This is a genomic window from Pseudoalteromonas sp. T1lg122 (assembly GCF_002964825.1).
Taxonomy (GTDB): domain Bacteria; phylum Pseudomonadota; class Gammaproteobacteria; order Enterobacterales; family Alteromonadaceae; genus Pseudoalteromonas; species Pseudoalteromonas gelatinilytica.
In genome coordinates, this window is sequence record NZ_PQCG01000034.1 from 319,198 (window position 1) to 339,922 (window position 20,725).

20 protein-coding genes and 1 pseudogene are annotated in these 20,725 nt (G+C 42.3%); 7 read left to right on the plus strand and 14 right to left on the minus strand.

Annotated elements, in window-relative coordinates; translation table 11 throughout:
• Nucleotides 1-30: 30 nt before the first annotated feature.
• On the plus strand, nucleotides 31-870 hold the full coding sequence (locus C2M33_RS19600) for a LysR family transcriptional regulator (RefSeq protein WP_063706722.1): 840 nt from the start codon (nucleotides 31-33) through the stop codon (nucleotides 868-870).
• 59 nt (nucleotides 871-929) lie between these two features.
• Here the strand turns inward: C2M33_RS19600 and aroC are convergent, their stop codons facing one another.
• Complete coding sequence (aroC, locus tag C2M33_RS19605) at nucleotides 930-2,027, minus strand: chorismate synthase (protein ID WP_063706720.1); 1,098 nt, start codon at nucleotides 2,025-2,027, stop codon at nucleotides 930-932.
• Between the two features lie 65 nt (nucleotides 2,028-2,092).
• Nucleotides 2,093-3,028: a 50S ribosomal protein L3 N(5)-glutamine methyltransferase gene (gene prmB, locus C2M33_RS19610; protein WP_063706718.1), complete on the minus strand. Its 936-nt coding sequence runs from the start codon at nucleotides 3,026-3,028 to the stop codon at nucleotides 2,093-2,095.
• Nucleotides 3,029-3,129: 101 nt separating this feature from the next.
• Between prmB and smrB the strand changes: the two genes are divergently transcribed.
• Together smrB and C2M33_RS19620 are read left to right on the plus strand one after the other, a co-directional pair.
• The gene (smrB, locus tag C2M33_RS19615) at nucleotides 3,130-3,687 is read left to right on the plus strand and encodes an endonuclease SmrB (RefSeq protein WP_054553197.1); all 558 of its coding nucleotides are present in this window, start codon (nucleotides 3,130-3,132) and stop codon (nucleotides 3,685-3,687) included.
• Between the two features lie 24 nt (nucleotides 3,688-3,711).
• Nucleotides 3,712-4,632 (plus strand): AEC family transporter, encoded by a 921-nt coding sequence (locus tag C2M33_RS19620; RefSeq protein WP_063706716.1) that lies wholly within the window; start codon nucleotides 3,712-3,714, stop codon nucleotides 4,630-4,632.
• A gap of 2 nt (nucleotides 4,633-4,634) precedes the next feature.
• Here the strand turns inward: C2M33_RS19620 and C2M33_RS19625 are convergent, their stop codons facing one another.
• Genes C2M33_RS19625 through sixA form a run of 4 tightly spaced genes read right to left on the minus strand, consistent with a single transcriptional unit; the run spans nucleotide 4,635 to nucleotide 6,703 of the window.
• Nucleotides 4,635-5,369 carry an SDR family oxidoreductase gene (locus C2M33_RS19625; protein WP_063706714.1) on the minus strand — a complete coding sequence of 245 codons (735 nt, stop codon included), beginning with the start codon at nucleotides 5,367-5,369 and terminating at the stop codon, nucleotides 4,635-4,637.
• Nucleotides 5,366-5,842, minus strand: a complete 477-nt coding sequence (locus tag C2M33_RS19630; protein ID WP_063706712.1) for an ASCH domain-containing protein — start codon at nucleotides 5,840-5,842, stop codon at nucleotides 5,366-5,368. The genes C2M33_RS19625 and C2M33_RS19630 overlap by 4 nt, the downstream gene beginning before the upstream one ends.
• Nucleotides 5,826-6,176 carry a RidA family protein gene (locus C2M33_RS19635; RefSeq protein ID WP_054562122.1) on the minus strand — a complete coding sequence of 117 codons (351 nt, stop codon included), beginning with the start codon at nucleotides 6,174-6,176 and terminating at the stop codon, nucleotides 5,826-5,828. Before C2M33_RS19635 ends, C2M33_RS19630 begins: the two co-directional genes overlap by 17 nt.
• A 50-nt stretch (nucleotides 6,177-6,226) precedes the next feature.
• The gene (sixA, locus tag C2M33_RS19640; protein ID WP_063706710.1) at nucleotides 6,227-6,703 is read right to left on the minus strand and encodes a phosphohistidine phosphatase SixA; all 477 of its coding nucleotides are present in this window, start codon (nucleotides 6,701-6,703) and stop codon (nucleotides 6,227-6,229) included.
• A gap of 195 nt (nucleotides 6,704-6,898) precedes the next feature.
• On the opposite strand from sixA, the pseudogene C2M33_RS19645 reads away from it, so the two are divergent.
• Together C2M33_RS19645 and C2M33_RS19650 are read left to right on the plus strand one after the other, a co-directional pair.
• A pseudogene (locus C2M33_RS19645) lies at nucleotides 6,899-9,618 on the plus strand (insulinase family protein).
• 176 nt (nucleotides 9,619-9,794) lie between these two features.
• On the plus strand, nucleotides 9,795-11,909 hold the full coding sequence (locus C2M33_RS19650; protein ID WP_420820060.1) for a sensor domain-containing protein: 2,115 nt from the start codon (nucleotides 9,795-9,797) through the stop codon (nucleotides 11,907-11,909).
• Here the strand turns inward: C2M33_RS19650 and C2M33_RS21165 are convergent.
• Entirely contained in the window at nucleotides 11,906-12,100 is a 195-nt protein-coding gene (locus C2M33_RS21165; RefSeq protein ID WP_138624605.1) for a hypothetical protein, read from the minus strand. The genes C2M33_RS19650 and C2M33_RS21165 overlap by 4 nt on opposite strands.
• A 221-nt stretch (nucleotides 12,101-12,321) precedes the next feature.
• Between C2M33_RS21165 and C2M33_RS19655 the strand changes: the two genes are divergently transcribed.
• On the plus strand, nucleotides 12,322-12,798 hold the full coding sequence (locus C2M33_RS19655) for a DUF4234 domain-containing protein (RefSeq protein WP_063706703.1): 477 nt from the start codon (nucleotides 12,322-12,324) through the stop codon (nucleotides 12,796-12,798).
• Between the two features lie 70 nt (nucleotides 12,799-12,868).
• Here the strand turns inward: C2M33_RS19655 and C2M33_RS19660 are convergent, their stop codons facing one another.
• From C2M33_RS19660 to efpL, 7 genes are all read right to left on the minus strand, one after another.
• Nucleotides 12,869-14,188, minus strand: a complete 1,320-nt coding sequence (locus tag C2M33_RS19660; RefSeq protein WP_063706700.1) for a DUF58 domain-containing protein — start codon at nucleotides 14,186-14,188, stop codon at nucleotides 12,869-12,871.
• On the minus strand, nucleotides 14,185-15,168 hold the full coding sequence (locus C2M33_RS19665; RefSeq protein ID WP_063706698.1) for an AAA family ATPase: 984 nt from the start codon (nucleotides 15,166-15,168) through the stop codon (nucleotides 14,185-14,187). Before C2M33_RS19665 ends, C2M33_RS19660 begins: the two co-directional genes overlap by 4 nt.
• The gene (locus C2M33_RS19670) at nucleotides 15,165-16,313 is read right to left on the minus strand and encodes a DUF4350 domain-containing protein (protein WP_105175222.1); all 1,149 of its coding nucleotides are present in this window, start codon (nucleotides 16,311-16,313) and stop codon (nucleotides 15,165-15,167) included. Before C2M33_RS19670 ends, C2M33_RS19665 begins: the two co-directional genes overlap by 4 nt.
• On the minus strand, nucleotides 16,303-17,763 hold the full coding sequence (locus C2M33_RS19675; RefSeq protein WP_105175223.1) for a hypothetical protein: 1,461 nt from the start codon (nucleotides 17,761-17,763) through the stop codon (nucleotides 16,303-16,305). Before C2M33_RS19675 ends, C2M33_RS19670 begins: the two co-directional genes overlap by 11 nt.
• Complete coding sequence (locus tag C2M33_RS19680) at nucleotides 17,753-18,703, minus strand: stage II sporulation protein M (RefSeq protein WP_105175224.1); 951 nt, start codon at nucleotides 18,701-18,703, stop codon at nucleotides 17,753-17,755. The genes C2M33_RS19675 and C2M33_RS19680 overlap by 11 nt, the downstream gene beginning before the upstream one ends.
• A complete protein-coding gene (locus tag C2M33_RS19685; RefSeq protein ID WP_105175225.1) occupies nucleotides 18,700-19,428 on the minus strand; it encodes an RDD family protein in 729 nt (242 codons plus the stop codon). The genes C2M33_RS19680 and C2M33_RS19685 overlap by 4 nt, the downstream gene beginning before the upstream one ends.
• 144 nt (nucleotides 19,429-19,572) lie before the next feature.
• On the minus strand, nucleotides 19,573-20,145 hold the full coding sequence (efpL, locus tag C2M33_RS19690) for an elongation factor P-like protein EfpL (protein ID WP_063706689.1): 573 nt from the start codon (nucleotides 20,143-20,145) through the stop codon (nucleotides 19,573-19,575).
• 190 nt (nucleotides 20,146-20,335) lie between these two features.
• Here efpL and C2M33_RS19695 point away from each other — a divergent pair, with 190 nt between their 5' ends.
• Nucleotides 20,336-20,722, plus strand: coding sequence for an MmcQ/YjbR family DNA-binding protein (locus C2M33_RS19695; protein WP_063706687.1), 387 nt, complete (start codon nucleotides 20,336-20,338; stop codon nucleotides 20,720-20,722).
• Nucleotides 20,723-20,725 lie beyond the last annotated feature (3 nt).

Consider the following 20,725-nt stretch of genomic DNA (forward strand, 5'->3'; position numbering starts at 1 on the left):
TATGCTACCTATAAGAAAAGCTGATACATTATGGATATTGATGCCCTCAGAACTTTTTGTGCTTTTGTTGATACAGGCAGTTTCACCCGTGCTGCAGCACAAATTTGCAGAACCCAATCTGCGGTAAGTATGCAAATGAAAAAGCTTGAACAAGACCTCGCAAGTCCGCTATTTGAAAAGCAAGGCCGTCAGTTGGTGCTAACCCATCAAGGCCACCAGCTAGCAAGCTATGCAAAGCAATTGATAGCGCTTCATGATGAAGCCTTTAAGCAATTAAAAGCAGGCACTGGCAATTTACGTGTGCGCATTGGTTGTCCTGATGACTATGCCCACTCTTTACTACCAGAGCTTGTTGATGCTTTACACCAACAGTTTAATGCACTGGATTTACAAATAAGCTGCGCCCCTAGTACTGAGCTTAGAGCCAAACTAGACCAAGGTATGCTCGATTTGGTGATTGCCACTCGCTCGCCAGACAGCGAAGAAGGCTACTTATTGCAATCAAGCCAAGGCGTGTGGGTGAAAAGCCCTGCTTTTGAGATTAACGATTCAACCCCACTTCCAATCGCCTTGTTTCAACGAGACTGTAAGTTTCACCAAGCCAGTATTGAGGGTCTATTAAAGGCCGAGCGTCGTTTTAATATTATTGCCTGTTGTGGCTCAGCGGGAGCGTTACATGGCTTGATTAAACAAGGGCTGGCAATTGGCAGTATGGCGCGAATAAGCATGCAATCGGGTGTGGAAGAGATGAGCGATAACTCACTTCCGGTACTGCCTGTCATTGATATCGTCCTGCTATACGGTAATCACGCCCACAACCCTCTCAGTCATGAACAGCTTAAGCAGCTTGTCGAAATGATTAAGACATAAAAAAGCGCGATGATAATCATCGCGCTCATTAACTGCGTTTACTTTATTTAATACTGCGCTTAAATAGAACCTTTGATTGGTCCATGTTCGTGGCTTACATGTGGGTTTTGACCACGTTGGCGCAATAAGTGATCCATTAAAGTAATCGCCATCATCGCCTCAGCAATAGGAATAGCACGAATACCTACACAGGGATCATGACGTCCTTTGGTGATCATCTCTACCGCTTCGTTGCTGGTATTAATGCTGTTACCCGGTATGGTAATGCTTGAAGTTGGCTTAAGTGCGATAGAGGCAATGATGTCTTGCCCTGTCGAGATACCCGCAAGTACACCGCCCGCGTGATTTGATGTAAACCCATCAGGAGTTAACTCATCACGGTGTTCAGAGCCCTTTTGCTCAACCACATCAAAGCCATCACCAATCTCAACGCCTTTTACCGCATTAATGCTCATTAATGAGTGTGCAAGCTCTGCATCTAGGCGATCAAATACTGGCTCACCGAGACCAACAGGCACATTTTTAGCAACCACTTTAACTTTAGCGCCTACCGAATCACCTTGTTTTTTTAGGTCGCGCATGTATTCATCAAGCGCATCTAATTTACTCGGATCCGGGAAGAAAAATGCATTGTTTTCCACTTCATCCCAGTTGTAATCTTCAGCTCTAATTGGCCCAAGCTGGCTCAAACAAGCACGTACTTCAATACCATGAAATTGTTTTAGGTATTTTTTTGCAATTGCACCCGCCGCTACACGAATCGCCGTTTCACGGGCAGAAGAGCGACCACCACCTCGATAATCACGGATACCGTACTTATGCCAATAGGTATAATCACCATGACCTGGGCGAAATACATCGGCAATTTTGCCGTAATCTTTTGAACGTTGATCGGTGTTTTCAATCAGTAAACCTATGCTAGTACCTGTGGTTTTACCTTCGAAAACACCAGAAAGAATTTTTACTTCGTCACTTTCGCGGCGCTGTGTTGTATAACGACTTTGCCCCGGCTTACGACGGTCTAAATCAATTTGTAAATCGGCCTCGCTAATTTCAAGACCTGCTGGTGTGCCATCAACAACGCCGCCTAATGCAACGCCGTGGCTCTCACCAAAGGTGGACACTTTAAATAGTTGCCCGATGCTATTACCTGCCATTAATTTTCCTCATTCCTAATGACTACTGAGACCGAGCCCTCAGGCTCGGCTTTTAAAATCTGCTGTTAATCTTCGAAATAGTTAACAAGCTGCTGTTTGCTGATCACAAACACACCAAGGCCACCTTGTTCGAATTCAATCCATTCAAATGGTGCGCCTGGGTACAGCTCTTCCATATGTACCATAGAGTTACCAACTTCGACAAATAACAAACCGTTATCAGTTAGATGCTCTGCAGCTTCAGCTAGGATGGTGCGAGTAACATCAAGACCATCATGACCCGATGCTAAACCAAGCTCTGGCTCGTGATGGAATTCACGAGGTAAATCAGCCATATCTTCAGCGTCAACATACGGTGGGTTAGCTACGATCAGGTCATATTTTTGACCCGGAACACCACTAAACACATCTGATTGAATTGGCAGTACACGGTCATTTAGCATGTAATCGCTAATATTAATATCTGCAACTTCGAGCGCTTCATATGAAATATCAACCGCATCAACCTGTGCATCTTCGAATGCTTGTGCAAGTGCAATAGCAATACATGCAGAGCCAGTGCATAAATCAAGAATGCGCGTTACTGAGCTTGGCTCTTCTAACCAAGGTGCAAAGCGATTGTTTATTAGCTCAGCAAATGGCGAACGTGGAATTAACACGCGCTCATCAACATAAAACGGCATACCTGCAAACCACGCGGTGTTGGTCAGGTACGGTACTGGCGTACAATCATTAATACGCTCTGCAATTAGTTCAGCTAAACGGTTTTTCTCGGTGCTGGTTAAACGCGCATGCATTAGCTCTTTTGGCGCATCGATTGGCAAACTTAATGCGGGTAACAATAAGCTAACTGCTTCATCCCACGCATTATCTGTGCCGTGCCCAAAGAAAATACCACTGCTGGCAAATTGACTGGTTGTCCAACGTAACCAATCATGCAACGTTGAAAGTTCTGCAATTGCCTCGTCTAAAATTGCGTCTTCAATCTGGAAATGGTTCATGTATGTTCCTTAACTTTCAAAGTCTGTTCTGACGCGTATTGTACCGTCTTTTCAGTTGGTTTTTACTCGATTTTTAGCGTTTTTTTGTTTAGACTGCCGCCATGAAAAAAGATCCCCACGCCAACAACCACATCAGCACTGACGATATTGACTTATTTCGTCAGAGTATCAGTGGTGCCAAAGCATTTAAACAAGACACTATTCGATTCACCAATAAGCCTAAAGTGTCACAAGCGAAGCAATTTTCCCAGCAAAAAAAGCAACATCAGGCAGAATTTTTCTTTTCTGATGAATATGTACCAGACATCGACACTCATGGCACTGTAAGTTATGTCAAACCAGGTCACGATAGCTTTTTAGCAAAGCAACTTCGCCGTGGAGATTACCCACCTGAGTTAACCCTTGATTTACATGGCTTAAATAAAGAATTAGCCAAAGATGAGCTAGCTGGATTAATTCATGAGTGTAAAAAACAGCATTACTATTGCGCTTGTGTTGTGCATGGCATTGGTGAGCGCATACTTAAACACAAGGTACCGCAATATTTAGTGCAACACCCTGATGTGATTGCGATGCACCAAGCACCCCTTGAATTTGGTGGTAAAGGGGCGGTACTTATTTTAATTAATCTTCCACAAAGTGATGAGTTCAGACGCTAACGTCTTCTTGTCATAAGGCCTAAAGTGCATATTTTTTCGATTATCTTTCCACTGATTTTTATCGTGTTAAGTGGTTACATCAGCTCGCGAAGCAAATTTTTATCGAAAGAGCATATTGCAGGGTTAAGTAAGTTTACTTTTTACATCAGTGTGCCTGCTTTTCTATTTTTAAATATGGCCCAAGCCGATTTACAAAATAGTGTGTCTATTGCAGGGTTTTTGAGCTTTTACATCCCAGTACTGGCCATTTACGCCCTGGGCTATGTGATTGACCACTATCTCATTAGCAAGCACTCTGCGCCGTCACGTCATGCTGTATTTGCTCTTGGCAGTAGTTACTCAAATACGGTACTGGTAGGTTTGCCTATTATTATTGCTGCACTTGGGCAACAGATGGTTGGCATTGTGTTTATGATCATTACTTTTCATAGCGCACTTTTGTTTACCCTTACCTTTTTGCTCAGTGCGAAGTCGCAGCAAACATTCTCTTGGCAAGCATTTGCTAAAAACATGCTGCTGAATCCAGTCGTGTTAAGTATCAGTAGCGGCTTGGCTGTTAACCTACTTGGCTTTACACTTTTTGATGATTTGGCAAATGGCCTGAGTCTACTTGCCAAACCTGCCATTGCCTGTGCGCTTTTTGTATTAGGGGCGAACCTTGCGTTTTATAAAGTGGCCGACAACTTACAAGCCTCAATCATCGCAACCATCATCAAGCTTATTGTGTTACCGTGCGGGGTCTACTTTTTTGCAGGCAGCGTATTCCACCTAGAGCAATCATTACTGAACGTGTTAGTACTTTTAAGCGCTTCTCCTTTAGGGGTCAACGCTTATCTAATCGCCAATCAAATTAAGCAACACCAAGCAACACTGGCAAGTAGCGTCGTGCTTTCAACAGTATTGAGTGTAGTGAGCTTTAGTATTTGGTTAAGTATTTTACTTTAGTTTTATAAGCCACCAGATACATCGATAAAACTGCCCGTTGTGAATGAGGCTTGCTCACTTGCCAAAAAATAAATTGCTGAAGCGACCTCATCAGCCTCACCACCGCGTCCTAGTGGCAACTTAGATTTTAACCTATCGACTCGGTTTGCTTCACCGCCATCACGGTGCATATCGGTATAAATAAGGCCTGGCCTTACCGCGTTTACCCGAATACCTTTACTCGCGACTTCTTTGGCAAGGCCAATCGTGAAAGTATCAAGCGCTCCTTTGGATGCGGCATAATCTAAATATTCATTTGGCGAGCCTGTTCGCGACGCACCCGATGAAACATTGACAATACTACCTTTGTCCATACGCTTTATTGCTTCTCGCGCACACAGAAAGGCGCCAGTAACATTACAACTTAAAATAGCGTTGATACGCTTAGCATCCATCTCTAATAACGGCATTTGCGGCATCATCATCGCTGCGTTATTAACTAATACATCTAACCGCGAAACCTTAGCATCTAATTTAGCGAACATGGCGAGCACTTGCTGCTCATCGGCAATATCAGCTTGCAACGAATACGCATTCACGCCATAGGCTTTTAACTTATCAGCGACTTGCTCTGCACTTGCTTGATCTGACTTATAATTAATACACACATCATAGCCATGTTTAGCAAACAGCTTTGCTGTCGCTGCGCCTATACCGCGGCCGCCTCCGGTAATAAGAACCACAGGATTCGTGCTCATTCTGACTCCTTGAAAACTAACTTAAACTGCTCACACACCAACGGCATCTCAGGGTGACAATGATAGCCTGTACCTGCGAGCTCTCGCTGATAATAATCCCAATGCACACGCTGCCAGTACTCAAGGCTTTTGTCGCCCTCGCCTTCTAATGCGGCGTAATCGGCGCTTATTTGATTATATGGGGTAATAGTTACAGAGACGGTTTCAATTATGCCGAGTGGCTGTCCCTGCCAATTGGTAAAAATGGCTAAATCACCAACTTCAGGAAGGGCTTCATTATTGGCTTTAAACCAATAAAGTGAAGGGGTTGTTGCTTGTTTTACACCATTTAAAACCAGCAATGCGCAGTCATTGGCATCTTGCTCATTGTCGCAAAAATGCCAACTTGGCAGTTCACTCACTTCGCGCCCTGATTGCTCATTAAAGCGAGCAATCATTTGCGCTATACGCTGCTCGTTACTTAACGGCTGCAACGACAGAAATCTCAACTAATAGCGCATCGCGCGCCATTTTGGCCTCAACACAAGCGCGAGCAGGTGCATGACCCTGTGGTACCCATGCATCCCAAACAGCGTTCATTTGTGCAAAGTATTCCATGCTTTTCAGGTAAATTGTGGCGCTTAGCATGTGCTCTTTGCTACTACCCGCTTCAATAAGTAGCGCTTCGACCTTGTCTAACATGGTTTGAGTTTGTTCGGTGATATCTTTTTCAGCATCAGCACAAACTTGGCCGCATAGGTATACAGTGCCGTTATGCTTAACGATGCGGCTCATACGCGCACCGGTTTGTAAACGTTCGATTGTCATAGTAAGAACTTAAAAAAATTAACAGTGGCGCTAATTTAGCAAATCCACTGTTATATTTCGACGTTATTTGGCGAGTGAATACTGAGGTAGTGACTGCGCTGTTTATGTTCATCATATTCGATAACAGCAACCGCACCAGTATTGAAAATTGGCATATGACCAGGACTTAACTGATCAACTAAGTAACTAACAATGGGCATATGGGCAACGACTAACCAGGTGTTGCACTGTGGATGCATAGCAATCAGCGTTTCAAGATAATCAGCAGCAACTTGCGGAACACCATCAGGGGTAATATCGCTACAGGTTTCATTAAATTGTAACGAAATATGTTGTGTCGCATCGGCAGCAGTCTGTTGTGCACGAATGTAAGGACTTACCAACAAAGCGTCAGGTTTATGGTGTGTTGCTAACCACTGCCCCATTCTACTGGCTTCTTGGTGACCGGTCTCGGTCAGTTGTCTTGCTGCATCATCTGCTTGCATTGGCGTAGCTTCGCCATGGCGCATGATTAAGATTGTTTTCATAAAAAATCAACCGATTAAAGAATATAAAACAGTAGCCAGTTTGCTTGATTGTTCGCTATATTAGAATATCATCACTAGATACATTAAACATCCGCTTATGATATTCAGGTAGATTTTCGTAGCTCTGTCTTTTTTAGCTTTCCTGAAAATATCATCTGTTGTTAAGACATTAACGCATTCTTTCAGGAGCATCTTTTGAATATCAGCCGCAATGATAACAGAACATATCAGCCCCTAACACTGGACAATGGTCTAAAAGTACTTTTAGTGCAAGACTTAGAGTCAACAAAATCAGCGGCTTCTATGGCAATCAATGCAGGCCATTTCGACGATCCCCTTGATAGACAAGGTCTCGCGCACTTTTTGGAACACATGCTTTTTTTAGGCACTGATTTGTACCCAGAATCGGGCGAATTTTCCAATTTTGTATCACAGTCTGGTGGCAATACCAACGCGTGGACTGGCACAGAGCACTCTTGCTACTTCTTTGATATTAACAACCAACAGTTTGCTGAAGCACTGGCGCAATTTAGCCGCTTTTTTATTGCCCCCCTATTAAATCCTAAAGAAACCAGTAAAGAGCGTAATGCTATAGATGCAGAATTTAAGCTAAAAATAAAAGATGATGGCCGACGTATTTATCAGGCTCACAAAGAAACTGTGAACCCAGCTCACCCTTTTGCAAAGTTTTCGGTCGGTAATCAGCAAACTCTTGCGGATCGTGAAGGTTGCATCAGTGATGAGCTACGCGCTTTTTTCGATAGTCATTATCAGGCTCAGTGGATGACACTGGTGATCTGTAGCAATGAAGATATTGCAACCATGACAACTTGGGTAAAACAATTTTTTAGCGAAATAAAAGGGCAGCCTAAAAGTAAAGAGATTATAGAGCAGCCACTTTACCGTAAACAAGACTTAGGTAAGGTGTTACACATTGAACCTCATAAACATATGCAAAAGCTCATTATTAGCTTTGCGATGCCAAATATTGATGACTTTTATCGTCACAAAACCGTTAGTTTTATTGCCCACTTACTCGGCTACGAAGGCAAAGGGTCGCTATATTCTATTTTAAAAGAGCAAGGTTGGATCAATGCTCTGTCAGCAGGTGGCGGTATTAATGGTAGTAACTTCAAAGATTTTAATATCAGCATGGCGTTAACTGATGAAGGTATTGAATACTATGAAGATATCGTCGAAATGGTGTTTGAGTATATCTGCTTAATCAACCAAAACTGCGATAAATTGCCGCGTCTTTATCAAGATAAAAAGAACCTATTACAAATCGCCTTCGATAACCAAGAAAAAGCGCGCTTAATTGATTGGGTGAGTAACTTAAGCATTAATATGCAGCATTACGATGAAGCCAACTATGTGCAAGGCGATTATTTAATGGAAGGCTTTAATCGCTGCGCCCACGAAATTGCCATGCAATGGCTCACGCCTGACAACATGCGCTTGGTACTAATCCATCCAGGTGTTGAACCAGAGCACACCACCGCTTGGTACAATACCCCCTATAAAGTAGAAGATATCTCAACAAGTTGGCTTGAAGCACTCAGTGAAATAAACACACCATTACCACAGATGTGCTTGCCTAGTGCCAACCCCTATCTCACTAAAGATGTTGAACTACTGCCATTAGATGAGCCAACCAATGAACCAGAATTATTAGTCAAAAGAGAGGGCTTGATTTTTGGTTCAAACAAGATGCGACTTTTCGGGTGGCTAAAGGACACTTTTACTTAGCAATGGACTCAACCTTTGCGATTAAAGATGTTAAACACATGGCGCTTACCCGCTTGTTTGCCGACCTGTTTATGGACAGTGTAGCTGAGCAATTTTATCCGGCAGAATTGGCAGGCCTTAGTTATCATTTAACCTCGCACCAAGGCGGCTTAACCCTACACACTGCGGGCCTTTCATCGAGTCAGTTAGAGCTCGTTAATGAATTACTGGATGCGCTCTTTAATGTTGAGATCTGTGCAAAACGCTTTGCTGAGTATAAAAAGCAGCTTGTGAGACACTGGCGAAACAGCAATCAAAATAAACCCGTCAGTGAGTTATTTAGTATTTTGGGTGCGCAAATCATGCCGTGGAACCCAGAGCCGAATGCCTTAGCGCAAGCTTTAAAAGATACCAGTTTCCATCAGTTTAATTGCTTTAGAAATGAGTTTTTTAAAGCTTTGCATGTTGAGTCTTTTTTACATGGTAACTGGCAGCGCAGTGATGCTATTAAGTTTCAAAAGCAAGTGACTGAACACTTAGCTGGCAGCACCACGATTATTGATTTAACGCGACCACTCAATGATATTACCGATGTTGAGCAACAGCGTTTTACGTTAAATTGCAGCGATCATGCGATGGTGCTTTACTACCAAGCACGCACCGATGACACCACTGAAAAAGTGCAAATGATGGTACTTAATCATTTAATAAATCAAGACTACTTTAATGAGTTAAGAACCAAACAACAACTTGGCTATTTGGTTGGAGCGGGCTATGCCCCATTTAATACCCGTGCAGGTATCGCTTTTTATGTGCAGTCACCTAAGCATAGTGCAGATGAGATACTGAAACGTCATCAGCAATTTATTAGCAATTATGTCTCGCAAATAAACAGTATTACTGAACAACAATGGCTCGATGCCAAAGCGGGTCTTGTCACACACATTGCTGAAAAAGATAAAAATTTACGCCTGCGCTCGCAACGTTTATGGTTAGCAATTGGTAATCGCGATACTGAATTTAATATGCAACAGCAGCTTTTAGAGGCGCTTGATATGTTAAGCCTTACTCAAATGCAGCAGTATATTACCGAGACATTTAGCGATAACCGACCAAGAATAGAACTTTTAAGTGAGCCAAAGGCCAAAAAACAGCCAAAAGCAACCCTTTCTTCGCATTCTCTTTGACTCGGACGCGGGCTTAGATTAGATTAATTGGTGCGAATTACGGTAATGCATTAATGACAAAAATAATAAAAATGATTTCTGCTTTTTTAACAATAAGTATGGCTGGGATTTTTTCAGCATCCGCCAGCCCTATAGAGCTGGAACAGAGCACATTGCTGCTTATTCCAAGCGCTATCATGATGCTGTTATTGCCGTACCTATTATTTGTCATTTTTAAATTAAAACGCTCACGTCAGCAACTTCGAATTTCAGAACATCGCTTAAAAAGTACCGTAGAAGGCAGTGGTGACACACTTTGGGATTGGAATATTAAAACCGGTGAAGTGCTGCGAATAAATGATAAATACACCTCAGATACAAACAGCAGCAGTGGCTTTCCCCCTAACCGCGAATTGATTCACCCTCACGATTTACAACACGTCGAAACAGCGCTAAAAAAACACTTTGCTGAACACACCGCATTCTTTGAAGCGAGCTACCGTATAAAAGACAGTTTTGATCGCTGGCACTGGGTACTGGATCGCGGCAAGATCATCGAAAAAGATGCAAACCTAAACCCTTTACGTATGACAGGTACAGTGCGAGATATTTCTCAGCTTAAATCAACTGAAGCACGTTTAAACCTGTTTGCAAAATGCGTTGAGTCGTTAACTGACGCCATCGCCATTTACGATAAAAACTTCAAGCTGGTTGACTTAAACCCGAGCTTTTTGACTTTGTTTGGTGGCAGCCGCGAACAATATTTAAAGAAAGATTTTACCTTAAATGGTTATGACCAAAGCTATGTGGATGAAATTAAAGCCACCGTAAAAGCGACGGAGCATTGGCAACAAGAGGTAAAACTTCGCAATGCAAAAAGACAGTTGTTACCGATTGAAATTTCAATTGATGAAATCAAAAATGAGCACAACCAAATTTGTAACTATGTGGTGGTGTTTTCAGATCAAACAGAACGAAAAAAAGCCGAATCACAATTACATAACTTATCTAATCGCGACCGCACAACGGGCTTACCGAACCGAAATTTGTTTTTCACTAACCTGAAAAAGCTTGCTAAACAAGATAACCATCACGCTTTGTTAGTGTTTGACCTAGATAACTTTAAAAAGATTAACGACTCACTGGGTCACCAACTTGGTGATAGCTTATTGTCTAAGCTTGCGATGCGTTTGAATAAGTTAACCCGCGAAAAAGATGTGTTTTATCGCCTAGGCGGTGATGAGTTTGCGCTGGTAATGTCGGGCACCAACGATATTCATACCATCACTCGAATGGCTAAACTCTTTTTAGCTGCAATTGCCACGCCTTTCAATATGGCGGGTCACGAACTGGTGATCACCTCGAGTGTCGGGATTGTCCTGTTCCCTGAAGATGGCAACACCCCAGAACTATTGCTTAAAAATGCGGATACAGCCATGTATCACGCCAAGAAAAAAGGTAATAGCTACCTGTTTTTCAACGACACCATGAACCGTGAAGCGGTTAAACGCTTACAAATCGAAAACTTGATGCGTTACGGTCTAAAAGAAGATCACTTTGAGGTGTATTACCAACCGAAGATGAATATTCGTACTGGTAAGCTAGATGGTATGGAAGCACTTGTGCGCTTTATTACTCCGAAAAAAGGCGTCATAAGCCCTGGTGTGTTTATTCCTATCGCTGAAGAAACTGGGCAAATAATCGAAATTGGTGAAGTGGTTTTAAACAAAGCGTGTCGCGATGTAAAGGCGTGGATAGATCAAGGTTTATTCAGCGGTCGTGTGGCAGTAAACTTATCGGCCAAGCAGTTTAGCTTACCTGATTTAACCACTCGTATTGATGTAATTTTGCAAAAAAATGAACTGCCCTCTTACTTCCTTGAGCTTGAGATCACTGAAGGTACGGTTATGGACGATCCGAACGAAGCAATTGCAGTCATGCGCTCACTCAGTGCTCGTGGTATTCACCTTGCAATGGATGACTTTGGTACGGGTTACTCTTCATTAGCCTATCTAAAACAGTTCCCACTAAATACCTTGAAAGTTGATAAAGCCTTTATTGACGACATGCAATCAGAACGTGGTCGTAATATGGTCGACTCAATTGTGACCATTGCTCATAACCTTGATTTACATGTGGTTGCAGAAGGGGTTGAGCAAGCTGATCAGGTCGTTATGTTAGAGCAGTTAAAGTGTCAAACAGTCCAAGGTTATTATTATTCTAAACCGTTATCTCAACCTGAATTTACCGCATTCTTACAAAAGCAACTCGATAAATCTGCACCAAGTCTTCTAAAAACTGTAAAAGCTTAAGGTCGCCAACCACACGATTGTCGGCCAACATGGCGCACAAATGCGCGTCGGTAATGCACGTTAAACAAACACCAAGCGACAGGCCCAAGCACTCCACCTAACAGCATCCAGCGCTTTACAGGCATCCCTTTAGACAGAGACTCAAGATACATCACCAAAATAAATACACAGCTCAAAATAACAAATAACACACAGCACCTCATTAAAATCAGCGGCAGTGTACATAATTTCAGCAAGCTTTAAAACTTCACTCATGCTATACCCTCTATAAGGCTTATTTATACTGACCTTGATGCTACTTGGCCTTACTTTCTAGGCTGTTGAAATGATGTACAAAAACCAAGCTCACTGCTATTATCGGTACGTGCAATTTGCACAAAGGAATATACAAAAATAATTATGAGGAATCGTTATGTCTGAAGAATCAGCTAACATTTATGAAGCACCAGAAGCTGAGCTTACTCAGCAAAATACCAGCGGTAATAGACCTATTTTAAACTTTGACCGCTTCTCTGCTTGGGGCGTGTTCTTTTTATGCCTTTTCACATTTGGTATTTACGCCGTATACTGGCTAGTAAGCCGGACCAATCAAGCAAATACGCTAGCTAAACATAAGGTAAGTCAAAACCTAGTTTATGGCTATGTTGCCCTCTACGCAATTAACATTGGTTTAGCATTCACATCTATTCCAGAAGGTTTATCTGCGCTTGTTTCGCTGGCTTCTTTTGTTGTTGGGATTGTATTAGTTTTCTCTCTTCGTACATCAATTAAAGAGTTGATTAATGAAGGCAGCAATGAACCAGTTCATTTAGGTGGTATTTTAACGTTTTTCTTTAACGTTATTTATTTCCAATACAAAATCAACGAAGCTATTGATAATCAGAAATAATCGTTTCATAGATTTCGTTATTTATTAAAAAAGGCATTGAATTCAATGCCTTTTTTATTGCTAGCTAGTATTACAATGCCCCGGAGTGCTTCACATTTAAATAGGTGTTAAGCACATGCGGTAGTAGCTGCTCAGGGTTACAGTCTATGGCTATCACCCCTTGTTTTTTCAGCTTTGCCATATTGGCTTTATGTGAATTTAACAGCGCTAATGCTGCACAATAGCTGGTTGCATCTTCGTACTTTTCAATAGGCTCATCGAGCACTTCACTCACGGCACGATTGTTAATATTAATAAGCGCAACTAAGTGGTGTTTTTGTAATAGCTTAATTGCAGGCATCAACTCATCAATACTTTGCTCATCAAGGGTGGTCACTAATAACACTAAAGACCGTTTACTGCGTTTAGCGATTAATTGGTTCACAGCCACTAAATAGTCACTGCTGCTCTTATCTGGATATAGATCATAAAAGTGATTCATTACCCGTGATACATTCTGTGCGCCTTTTACATCGGGTAACCAGCGCAGGTTTTGGTTAAAGCTTTGCATGCTAAACCAGTCACCTTGCTTTAAAACTGTGTGCGACAGCAGTAATAATGCATTTAAAGCATGATCAAAGTGGCTGCCCTCATTGGCTTCTATGGCCATTTTTTTGGAGGCATCGAGCATCACAATGACGTGTTGGTTTTGCTCTTCTTGATACTCACGAGAAATGAGTTTTCGACGCTTACTGGTCGCCTGCCAATCTATCTGCCTAACACTATCACCTTGGCGGTATTCACGTAACTGCTGAAACTCAATACCATCACCGCGCTTCTTAGTGAGTTTTAAACCTGAAATAGGCTTATTCACTACGCCACTTAAATGTTGCTTTGAGGTAACACGGCTAAAATCGGGATACACTTTTAATTGAATCGCTTGCGCAGCTAACCAGTTTGTTTGCCAAAGGCCAAATGGCGACCCGACCCTAAGTTCAATGGCACTGATCTGCGCATCGCCTCGTTTGTGAGCACGTAAACTAAAGCTCTGCTTTGCTTGCTGCATAGCATCTATAAACACCGTTTGCTGTGGCTTTTGCAGCTCAATTGCATTACTCAAATGAACGCTGACATCTAACATCGTCGCATGCTTCGCTTTATTTTTAATCACGACCTGCAATACTTGGCGTCGATACAAAGCCATGTTGAGACTCGTTTGTGCACTTACTTCAAGTAAAGGCTCTGACTTCGCCGCCATATAATCGACAAATGCGACCAATAAGGGCACTATTAACAAGGCCGTTAGCACTAAGCTGTCAACCGATGCAATGGCACAGACAAGCAAGAATAACAGCAACAAAGCGGTTAATTGCACTAAGCGTTTTGCAGGTCTATGCTTGATGCGTTTCATGAGCGCGGCGCTTCAACACTGGCTAAAATGGCACTGATCACTTCATCAAATGACACCCCTTCCAGCTCCAAATCAGCTGATAAAATTAATCGGTGTCTTAAAATATTCACTGACACTGACTTCACGTCATCTGGGGTTACAAAGTCACGGCCATTCATTAATGCCATTACTTTTGCGGCTTTAATGATATTAATTGAGGCACGTAACCCTGCGCCGTGCAGCACGCCTTGCCACGTTCGTGAACTACGCACGATATCGACGGCATAATTCAGTATTTGTTCGTCCACTAAGATATCTGCACAAAGCTGTTTAATGTCTGCAATACGCTTAGCATCCAAGACTGCTGGCAGCTGCTCTACTTTGGTTTCATTAGAAACAATCTGTGTATTCAGTTTTAAAAGCTCAACTTCCGATTCATGAGAAGGAAAACCAAGCTCCACTTTCATCATAAAGCGGTCTAATTCAGCCTCAGGCAGTGGGTAAGTCCCTTCTTGATCTAATGGGTTTTGAGTGGCTAATACCATAAATGGTGAATCAATAGATAATGACTCGCCATCAATGGTGATTTGTTGCTCTTGCATCACCTCAAGGAGGGCTGATTGCGTTTTAGCTGGTGCACGGTTGATTTCATCAGCCAGCAAAATATTAGTAAAAGCGGGACCTTTTTTAATATTAAACTCACCTGATTTCATGTCATACAAACTATGGCCAACAACATCCGATGGCATTAAATCCGGCGTAAATTGCACGCGTGAGAAGTCCACATTTAAGCTTTTTGCTAGGGCTCTAACCAATAGCGTTTTACCAAGCCCAGGAACCCCTTCAAGTAACACATGGCCACCTGCAAATAGCACGGTAAGCACATCTTCAACAATGGCATCTTGACCGACTAACACACGCGAAATGTTATGCTTTACTTGTTTTACTGCATCAGCTGCCTCAACTAAGCTCATGCGATTAGTGTCCAATTCCGTGCTCATAAGGCATTCCTTAATTGTTTGAATCGTTTTATATATTCTGTTCGTTGTTCTTTTGACTCAGGAAACTTGCTAGCAAGTAGTTGAGCCACTTGTTGTTTTTCAAAATGAGTTAAACTAGCGATGATCTGCGCCTGCTTTTCTACACTGAGCATTTTAAAATTAGGTACCCGCGATTCAACTTTGGCGTAAAAGTCTTTCTTGAGTGCAGCAAATAACACGGCTTCGTGACCATGCTCAGAATAAAAGCTCGCCACTGCACGGATATGCTGATTAAAGCTGGTTTTTATGTCAAAGTCAGGTGCATAAGAGCGGCCGATGCGACTACTGATATGCCACACTGCAAGCACAATCAATAACAGCAACGTCACCACACATTGCCAGCTCCAGTGCCATAATTTGGCAAACCAATTTGGGTAAGTTAGATAAGGTACATAGGTTACTTTTTCAGCCCCTTTACTTAACCAAAGTAATAAGCTGCCATGATCAAGATGGCGAAGTCGATAATTGGTAAAAGGTAATAATGAGGGCATCACGATGATCCGACCTTGACCAAATGCAAAGTCACACATCAGGGTGTCGCCATTATCATTATTGGTACTCACACCTGGGCAGTTTTCAATAAAAAAGGCACGGCTTAGCTCAAGGTCAAGCTGAGTGTTTTCATCGATTGACAGCGTACTATTTTTATTCCCTTCTTTGAGCATCGCAAAATCATATTCAAACACATCTTCTTGGCTTTCTACATTGATGCCAAGCTGACTAAAAAATACCGTGCTATCAATCGCCAGCTCATCGCGCTGCCTGTTTAATACATAAATTAAACGTCCGCCCTCACCAACCCAATCAGCAAGCTGTACATCTAACTGGTAAGAGTCAGCAAGCACCGCCTCATCCAAAATTAAGATACTTTGCGGGTCAATGTTTAACTCATCACTTTGTGCTTGTTCTGCCAAGCGTTTGTTTTTATTCCAATCGATACCATTGGCTTTAAGTAGCCGCTTAGCCATCGTGAAGTTATCTTTTGCCACATCACTATGAAAGCCAATTTCTATTTCTTTTTTCTGCCAATCTAAAGAAGCAATACCAGCAATAACAAATAAGCTAAACACCACTAGCACCGCTATGAGCACAACTTTAAGCTTCATGGGCTTGCTCCTTAGTCTTTGCTGTCATAGTAGTAACTTGCTCAGTCAGCTCGATAAAGTCGATATCAGGGGTTTTATGACCCCAAGCAACCGTGATCCACGCAGAAAATAAGCGGGCAAAAATCGCTTGTCCTTGGTTTGGCACTCTTGCATCAATTGCACGTTTACATTCGCGCTCAGTCATCGAGCGGTGCAAGCGCACTTCATGTTGTTGCTGTGCCCAACTCAGCGCATGATGAAGCAAATATGCCAGTGCCAAGCGGTGCTCACCTTGCTCAAAACACTGCTTTGCTGCGGCAATTAAATCAGTCGGTAAATCTTTGCTTTTAATTTCAGCAAATAAAGTGGGGATCACTGGCTCTTCATTTACTTTAGTACGTTCTGGTAAGCTTAAATTTGCAAAAAAACCGCGCTTTTGCATCAGGTAATAAACCAACCAAATGACTAATAAACCGACCAGTACCCAAACAAATATGCCAAACACTTCACCAATCGCAGTAAACACATCGATAAGCCAAGACCAATCACTCTCTGATGAGCTGTCTTTTGCTTCGATATTGGGCACCCACGTGGTCTCAGTTTCAATGACATTAGGCTCATTATAAAGAGCAGTAACTTGCTCTTTTACCGCTTGCTTATCGATTTGCTCTGCATAGCTTGTTGATGGCTGTAACGAAAACGTTGTCAGTATAAATAGCGTCACGGCACTGACGACGCCTGCAAGACGGGTGCGAATATTTTTAAAAGCCAGCTCTATATCCCAGCCTTCTAGTTCGACACGGCGGTGTAAATAAGCAAGGAAACCACCTGTTACAAATAACGGTGCGACTAACGAGATACTGATGATATAGATAAAGTTAAATGCTATCTCAACCCAGATTGGCGCTTCGAATAGCTGATACATCGCTTCTTGTGCAGAAAATGAATGGGGCACAAGCGCAATCGTCAGCGCCGATATCCCCATTAAAATGATGAATTCAAAATGCACACAAAACAGCATCCATAATGTTTGTTTTGGCTTAGTTGAAGCAAATAAAACTCGCTTACGCTTAGTTTTGCGCTCGCCTGATAGTCGCTCGAGTTGTTCTACAGGGGCTAAAAATGCTCTGTTTGGGCTGAGCCTAAAAACGGTTAAATGCGCTAGCATATCAGCGATTTTTAACTGCTTGAGTGACTTTAAGCTACTCATTATGTTGACTGGCTGATTGAAAACCGCTTTTGACATGTAATCGAGTAAAGGTCGCTCAAATACAGGTTTAAGCCACCAAACAACAAAGCCACCTATGCCCCAATTCACTAAGAGGCTAACAATCAGAAATACAGGCACGGCCATCATCAAATATAAAGAGACCAACGCCATAGCATGCTGCTTAACTAACAACACGGTTAAATCAAAGGTCTCGTAAGCACTGCGCTTGCGCGGATTGAAGCTAAGACGATTAAGCTCCATAGCGCATTCCCCTGTATAAGCGAAAAATGACATAGGCCCAACAACCGCTGCCAACTAAATATTTAATTTCGTTAGCAATATCACGAGGTGACCAAAATGCTTCGATAAAAGCGGCAATGACTAACATCAAAAATGCGCCAACAATGAGCGGAAGTGCTTTTTGTGCAGCCTGTTTCATCGCATATGCACGGGTATACTGCCCTGGATTTAACAAGCCGTAGCCTATTTGACACCCCGCCGCTGAAGCAATAATGATAGCGGTTAACTCAAACGAGCCATGGGTGATCACAAACGAGAAAAACGGCCCTTCAAATCCAACATTCACAATGTGAGCCGCAACGGCACCAAAATAAAAACTATTGAACAACAAGAAAAAAGCAGCGCCAACACAAAACAACACGCCACCTGCAAACATCTGAAATGCAATGCCAATGTTATTGTAGATATAGACCCCGAACATCATCAGATCTTGTGATGCACCGCGCTCTGCTGATTGAACACTACCACTTGGGTTATACATTTGTTCGATATTAAGAACGGTGCTTTGCCCTAAAAATGTATACGCGGCATCAGGGTCGATTGTCACCCAAATAAAAGCAATTAAGGCCAATCCCCAAAATGCCAATAAGTTAATGCCAAGCATGAAACGATTTTCATACAGTGCACGCGGAAATGCCGTGCGTGCCACATGCCATATTTCAGAGAATTGATTATTTCGAGATAAATAAAGGCGCTTTTGTCCTAACTGCACCAGCCTGTTTATTTGCTCAATCAACACAGGGCTGTATTGACGACTTTGGGCAATAGCTAAATCATTACAGACTTTGCGATACAAATTAGGAAAATTAACAGGTAAAGACTTTGCACTATTTTGCTCACAAAGCGCCTCAAACTCGTCCCAACTGAGGCTATTTGATTTTACAAATTGAGTTTGCTTCATTGTTTACCCTCCGGCTGTGGGTAATCATTATTATTTTGTACTTGGCCAGCAAAGTGGCGTGCGTAACTAACGAGCTGCGCCTCAATCTCATGCTCTGCGGCAGAAAAAGGAGCGGCTAAAATTGCAGCTAATTCACGGCGTCTTGCATCAGATAATTCATCATGACGTTCAGCAAAAGCAAGCACGGCTAATTGCTCTTCGGTGGTTAAGCTAATGGTCGGAATATGCACTTCACCTTGAGATAATTCAGGCCGTGCGGCTAACTCATCGTCGTAAATAACCATGGTGCCTGCCGCCCAATCACCAATGCGTTTAAAGCGGTTGTTAAACAACATCACCACAAGACCCAAGAAGTAGCCTATCGGCAGCATATCGGCAGGGCGTAGTAAGTTACGCACCACTATTTGCGAGAAGCTTGCTGGTAAGCCATTGTCTTGTACAACACGGATTTTAAGGCGTTTTTTACCTGGCGTTTGGCCACTTTCCATTTCAAACAGGATGTTATAGCCCCATGAAATTAAAAAGTAAGCAATTAATATAAGTCCTTGCCCTGCATCGCCAAAAAATGCCAATACAGTACCCACAGCAAGTAAAACCAAACTACGGATAAGAAAATCGATAATGTAAGCATAGCTTCGCGCAACAACGCCGGCGGGAGTGATGGCGATATCAACGCCTTCGGGGAGTTTGATGTATTCTCTGTTTTCCAATCCGTGGTTTAACATTAATCTACTACTGGTATTTATTATTGTTTTCGTAAGCTAATAATAATGCGCGTTTTTCGTTCCTTTTTCAATGAATTTTGTTATGAGCACGTTACAAATAAAACAAAAAAACCGGCATTAAGCCGGTTTTTAAGAGCCTCAGAATTATTTTTCTGCACGACCCATAAATTTTTGTTCAACAGTGTTGATACGAATACGATCGCCTGTCGAAATATGCTCAGGAACTTGAATTGTTAAACCTGTTGTTAAACGCGCAGGTTTAGAACGAGCACTTGCAGAAGCACCTTTGATTGAAGGGTCAGTTTCTTCTACAACAAGTTCAACACTTGATGGTAAATCTAAACCAACCGGAGCACCATCAATCACAATAACGTGAAGACCTTGAGTTTCTTCATTAACGAATAAAACTTCTTCACTGATCGCTTCTTTATTTAGGTTGTAAGGCGTGTAATCTTCGTTATCCATAAAAACATATTCGTCTCCATCAATGTAAGAGAACATTGCTTCACGACGAGTTAAGTCAGCTAGCTTTAGCATGTCGCTGTCTTTAAAAGTTTCATCAACTTTACCGCCTGTTACTACATCGTATAAACGCATGCGGTATAAACTACCACCAGCACGACCCTGTGGTACAGAACGTTGAATATCTTTAACTACTAAAACACGGCCGTTATGCTCGATAGCGGCGCCTTTTTTAACTTCACTTGCCTTAGGCATGGGTGTATTCCTATCGTTTTTTGATGACAGAAATTTACCACGTAATGGCTTTTGTTCAATAAAAATTTGCAGTTTTCACTCATGCCCGTTATTTATTCGATTTTTCAGCAAATTATGACAATAGTTGTCTCCAAACTACGAAAAAGCTGCTATGTTTATAACTACGAAAAATGACTTCAAGGATTGGATCATGAATCAACACACAGTACACGAGTATTTAATGAAAAAGCCATTGGTGATGATCACCCAACCATTTGGCCAAGATGTCGACGTTTACAAGGTGAATCATAAAATGTTTGCTACCCTTGCCGAGGGCAAAGAAGGTCAAACAGACGATGAAGGTAATCTTGTATGGTGGCTAAATCTGAAATGCGATCCAGATGAAGCCCAAGCACTGCGTGATATTTTCCCGTCGGTGATCCCGGGTTATCACATGAACAAACGTTTATGGAATACGGTTATTTTAGATGGCACCGTACCACAAGGAGAGATTGAACGAATGATCGATAATTCGTTTGATTTAGTGGTTGCGAATATGCCAGAAAAAGACAGAAAAGCGATTGCGCTTCATCTGTAAAAT

Coding starts and splice junctions, on each gene's coding strand:
- C2M33_RS19600 (WP_063706722.1), top strand. CDS start 31: ATGGATATTGATGCCCTCAGAACTTTTTGTGCTTTTGTTGATACAGGC.
- aroC (WP_063706720.1), bottom strand. CDS start 2,027: ATGGCAGGTAATAGCATCGGGCAACTATTTAAAGTGTCCACCTTTGGT.
- prmB (WP_063706718.1), bottom strand. CDS start 3,028: ATGAACCATTTCCAGATTGAAGACGCAATTTTAGACGAGGCAATTGCA.
- smrB (WP_054553197.1), top strand. CDS start 3,130: ATGAAAAAAGATCCCCACGCCAACAACCACATCAGCACTGACGATATT.
- C2M33_RS19625 (WP_063706714.1), bottom strand. CDS start 5,369: ATGAGCACGAATCCTGTGGTTCTTATTACCGGAGGCGGCCGCGGTATA.
- C2M33_RS19635 (WP_054562122.1), bottom strand. CDS start 6,176: ATGACAATCGAACGTTTACAAACCGGTGCGCGTATGAGCCGCATCGTT.
- sixA (WP_063706710.1), bottom strand. CDS start 6,703: ATGAAAACAATCTTAATCATGCGCCATGGCGAAGCTACGCCAATGCAA.
- C2M33_RS19650 (WP_420820060.1), top strand. CDS start 9,795: ATGATGCTGTTATTGCCGTACCTATTATTTGTCATTTTTAAATTAAAA.
- C2M33_RS19655 (WP_063706703.1), top strand. CDS start 12,322: ATGTCTGAAGAATCAGCTAACATTTATGAAGCACCAGAAGCTGAGCTT.
- C2M33_RS19660 (WP_063706700.1), bottom strand. CDS start 14,188: ATGAAACGCATCAAGCATAGACCTGCAAAACGCTTAGTGCAATTAACC.
- C2M33_RS19665 (WP_063706698.1), bottom strand. CDS start 15,168: ATGAGCACGGAATTGGACACTAATCGCATGAGCTTAGTTGAGGCAGCT.
- C2M33_RS19670 (WP_105175222.1), bottom strand. CDS start 16,313: ATGAAGCTTAAAGTTGTGCTCATAGCGGTGCTAGTGGTGTTTAGCTTA.
- C2M33_RS19675 (WP_105175223.1), bottom strand. CDS start 17,763: ATGGAGCTTAATCGTCTTAGCTTCAATCCGCGCAAGCGCAGTGCTTAC.
- C2M33_RS19680 (WP_105175224.1), bottom strand. CDS start 18,703: ATGAAGCAAACTCAATTTGTAAAATCAAATAGCCTCAGTTGGGACGAG.
- C2M33_RS19685 (WP_105175225.1), bottom strand. CDS start 19,428: ATGTTAAACCACGGATTGGAAAACAGAGAATACATCAAACTCCCCGAA.
- efpL (WP_063706689.1), bottom strand. CDS start 20,145: ATGCCTAAGGCAAGTGAAGTTAAAAAAGGCGCCGCTATCGAGCATAAC.
- C2M33_RS19695 (WP_063706687.1), top strand. CDS start 20,336: ATGAATCAACACACAGTACACGAGTATTTAATGAAAAAGCCATTGGTG.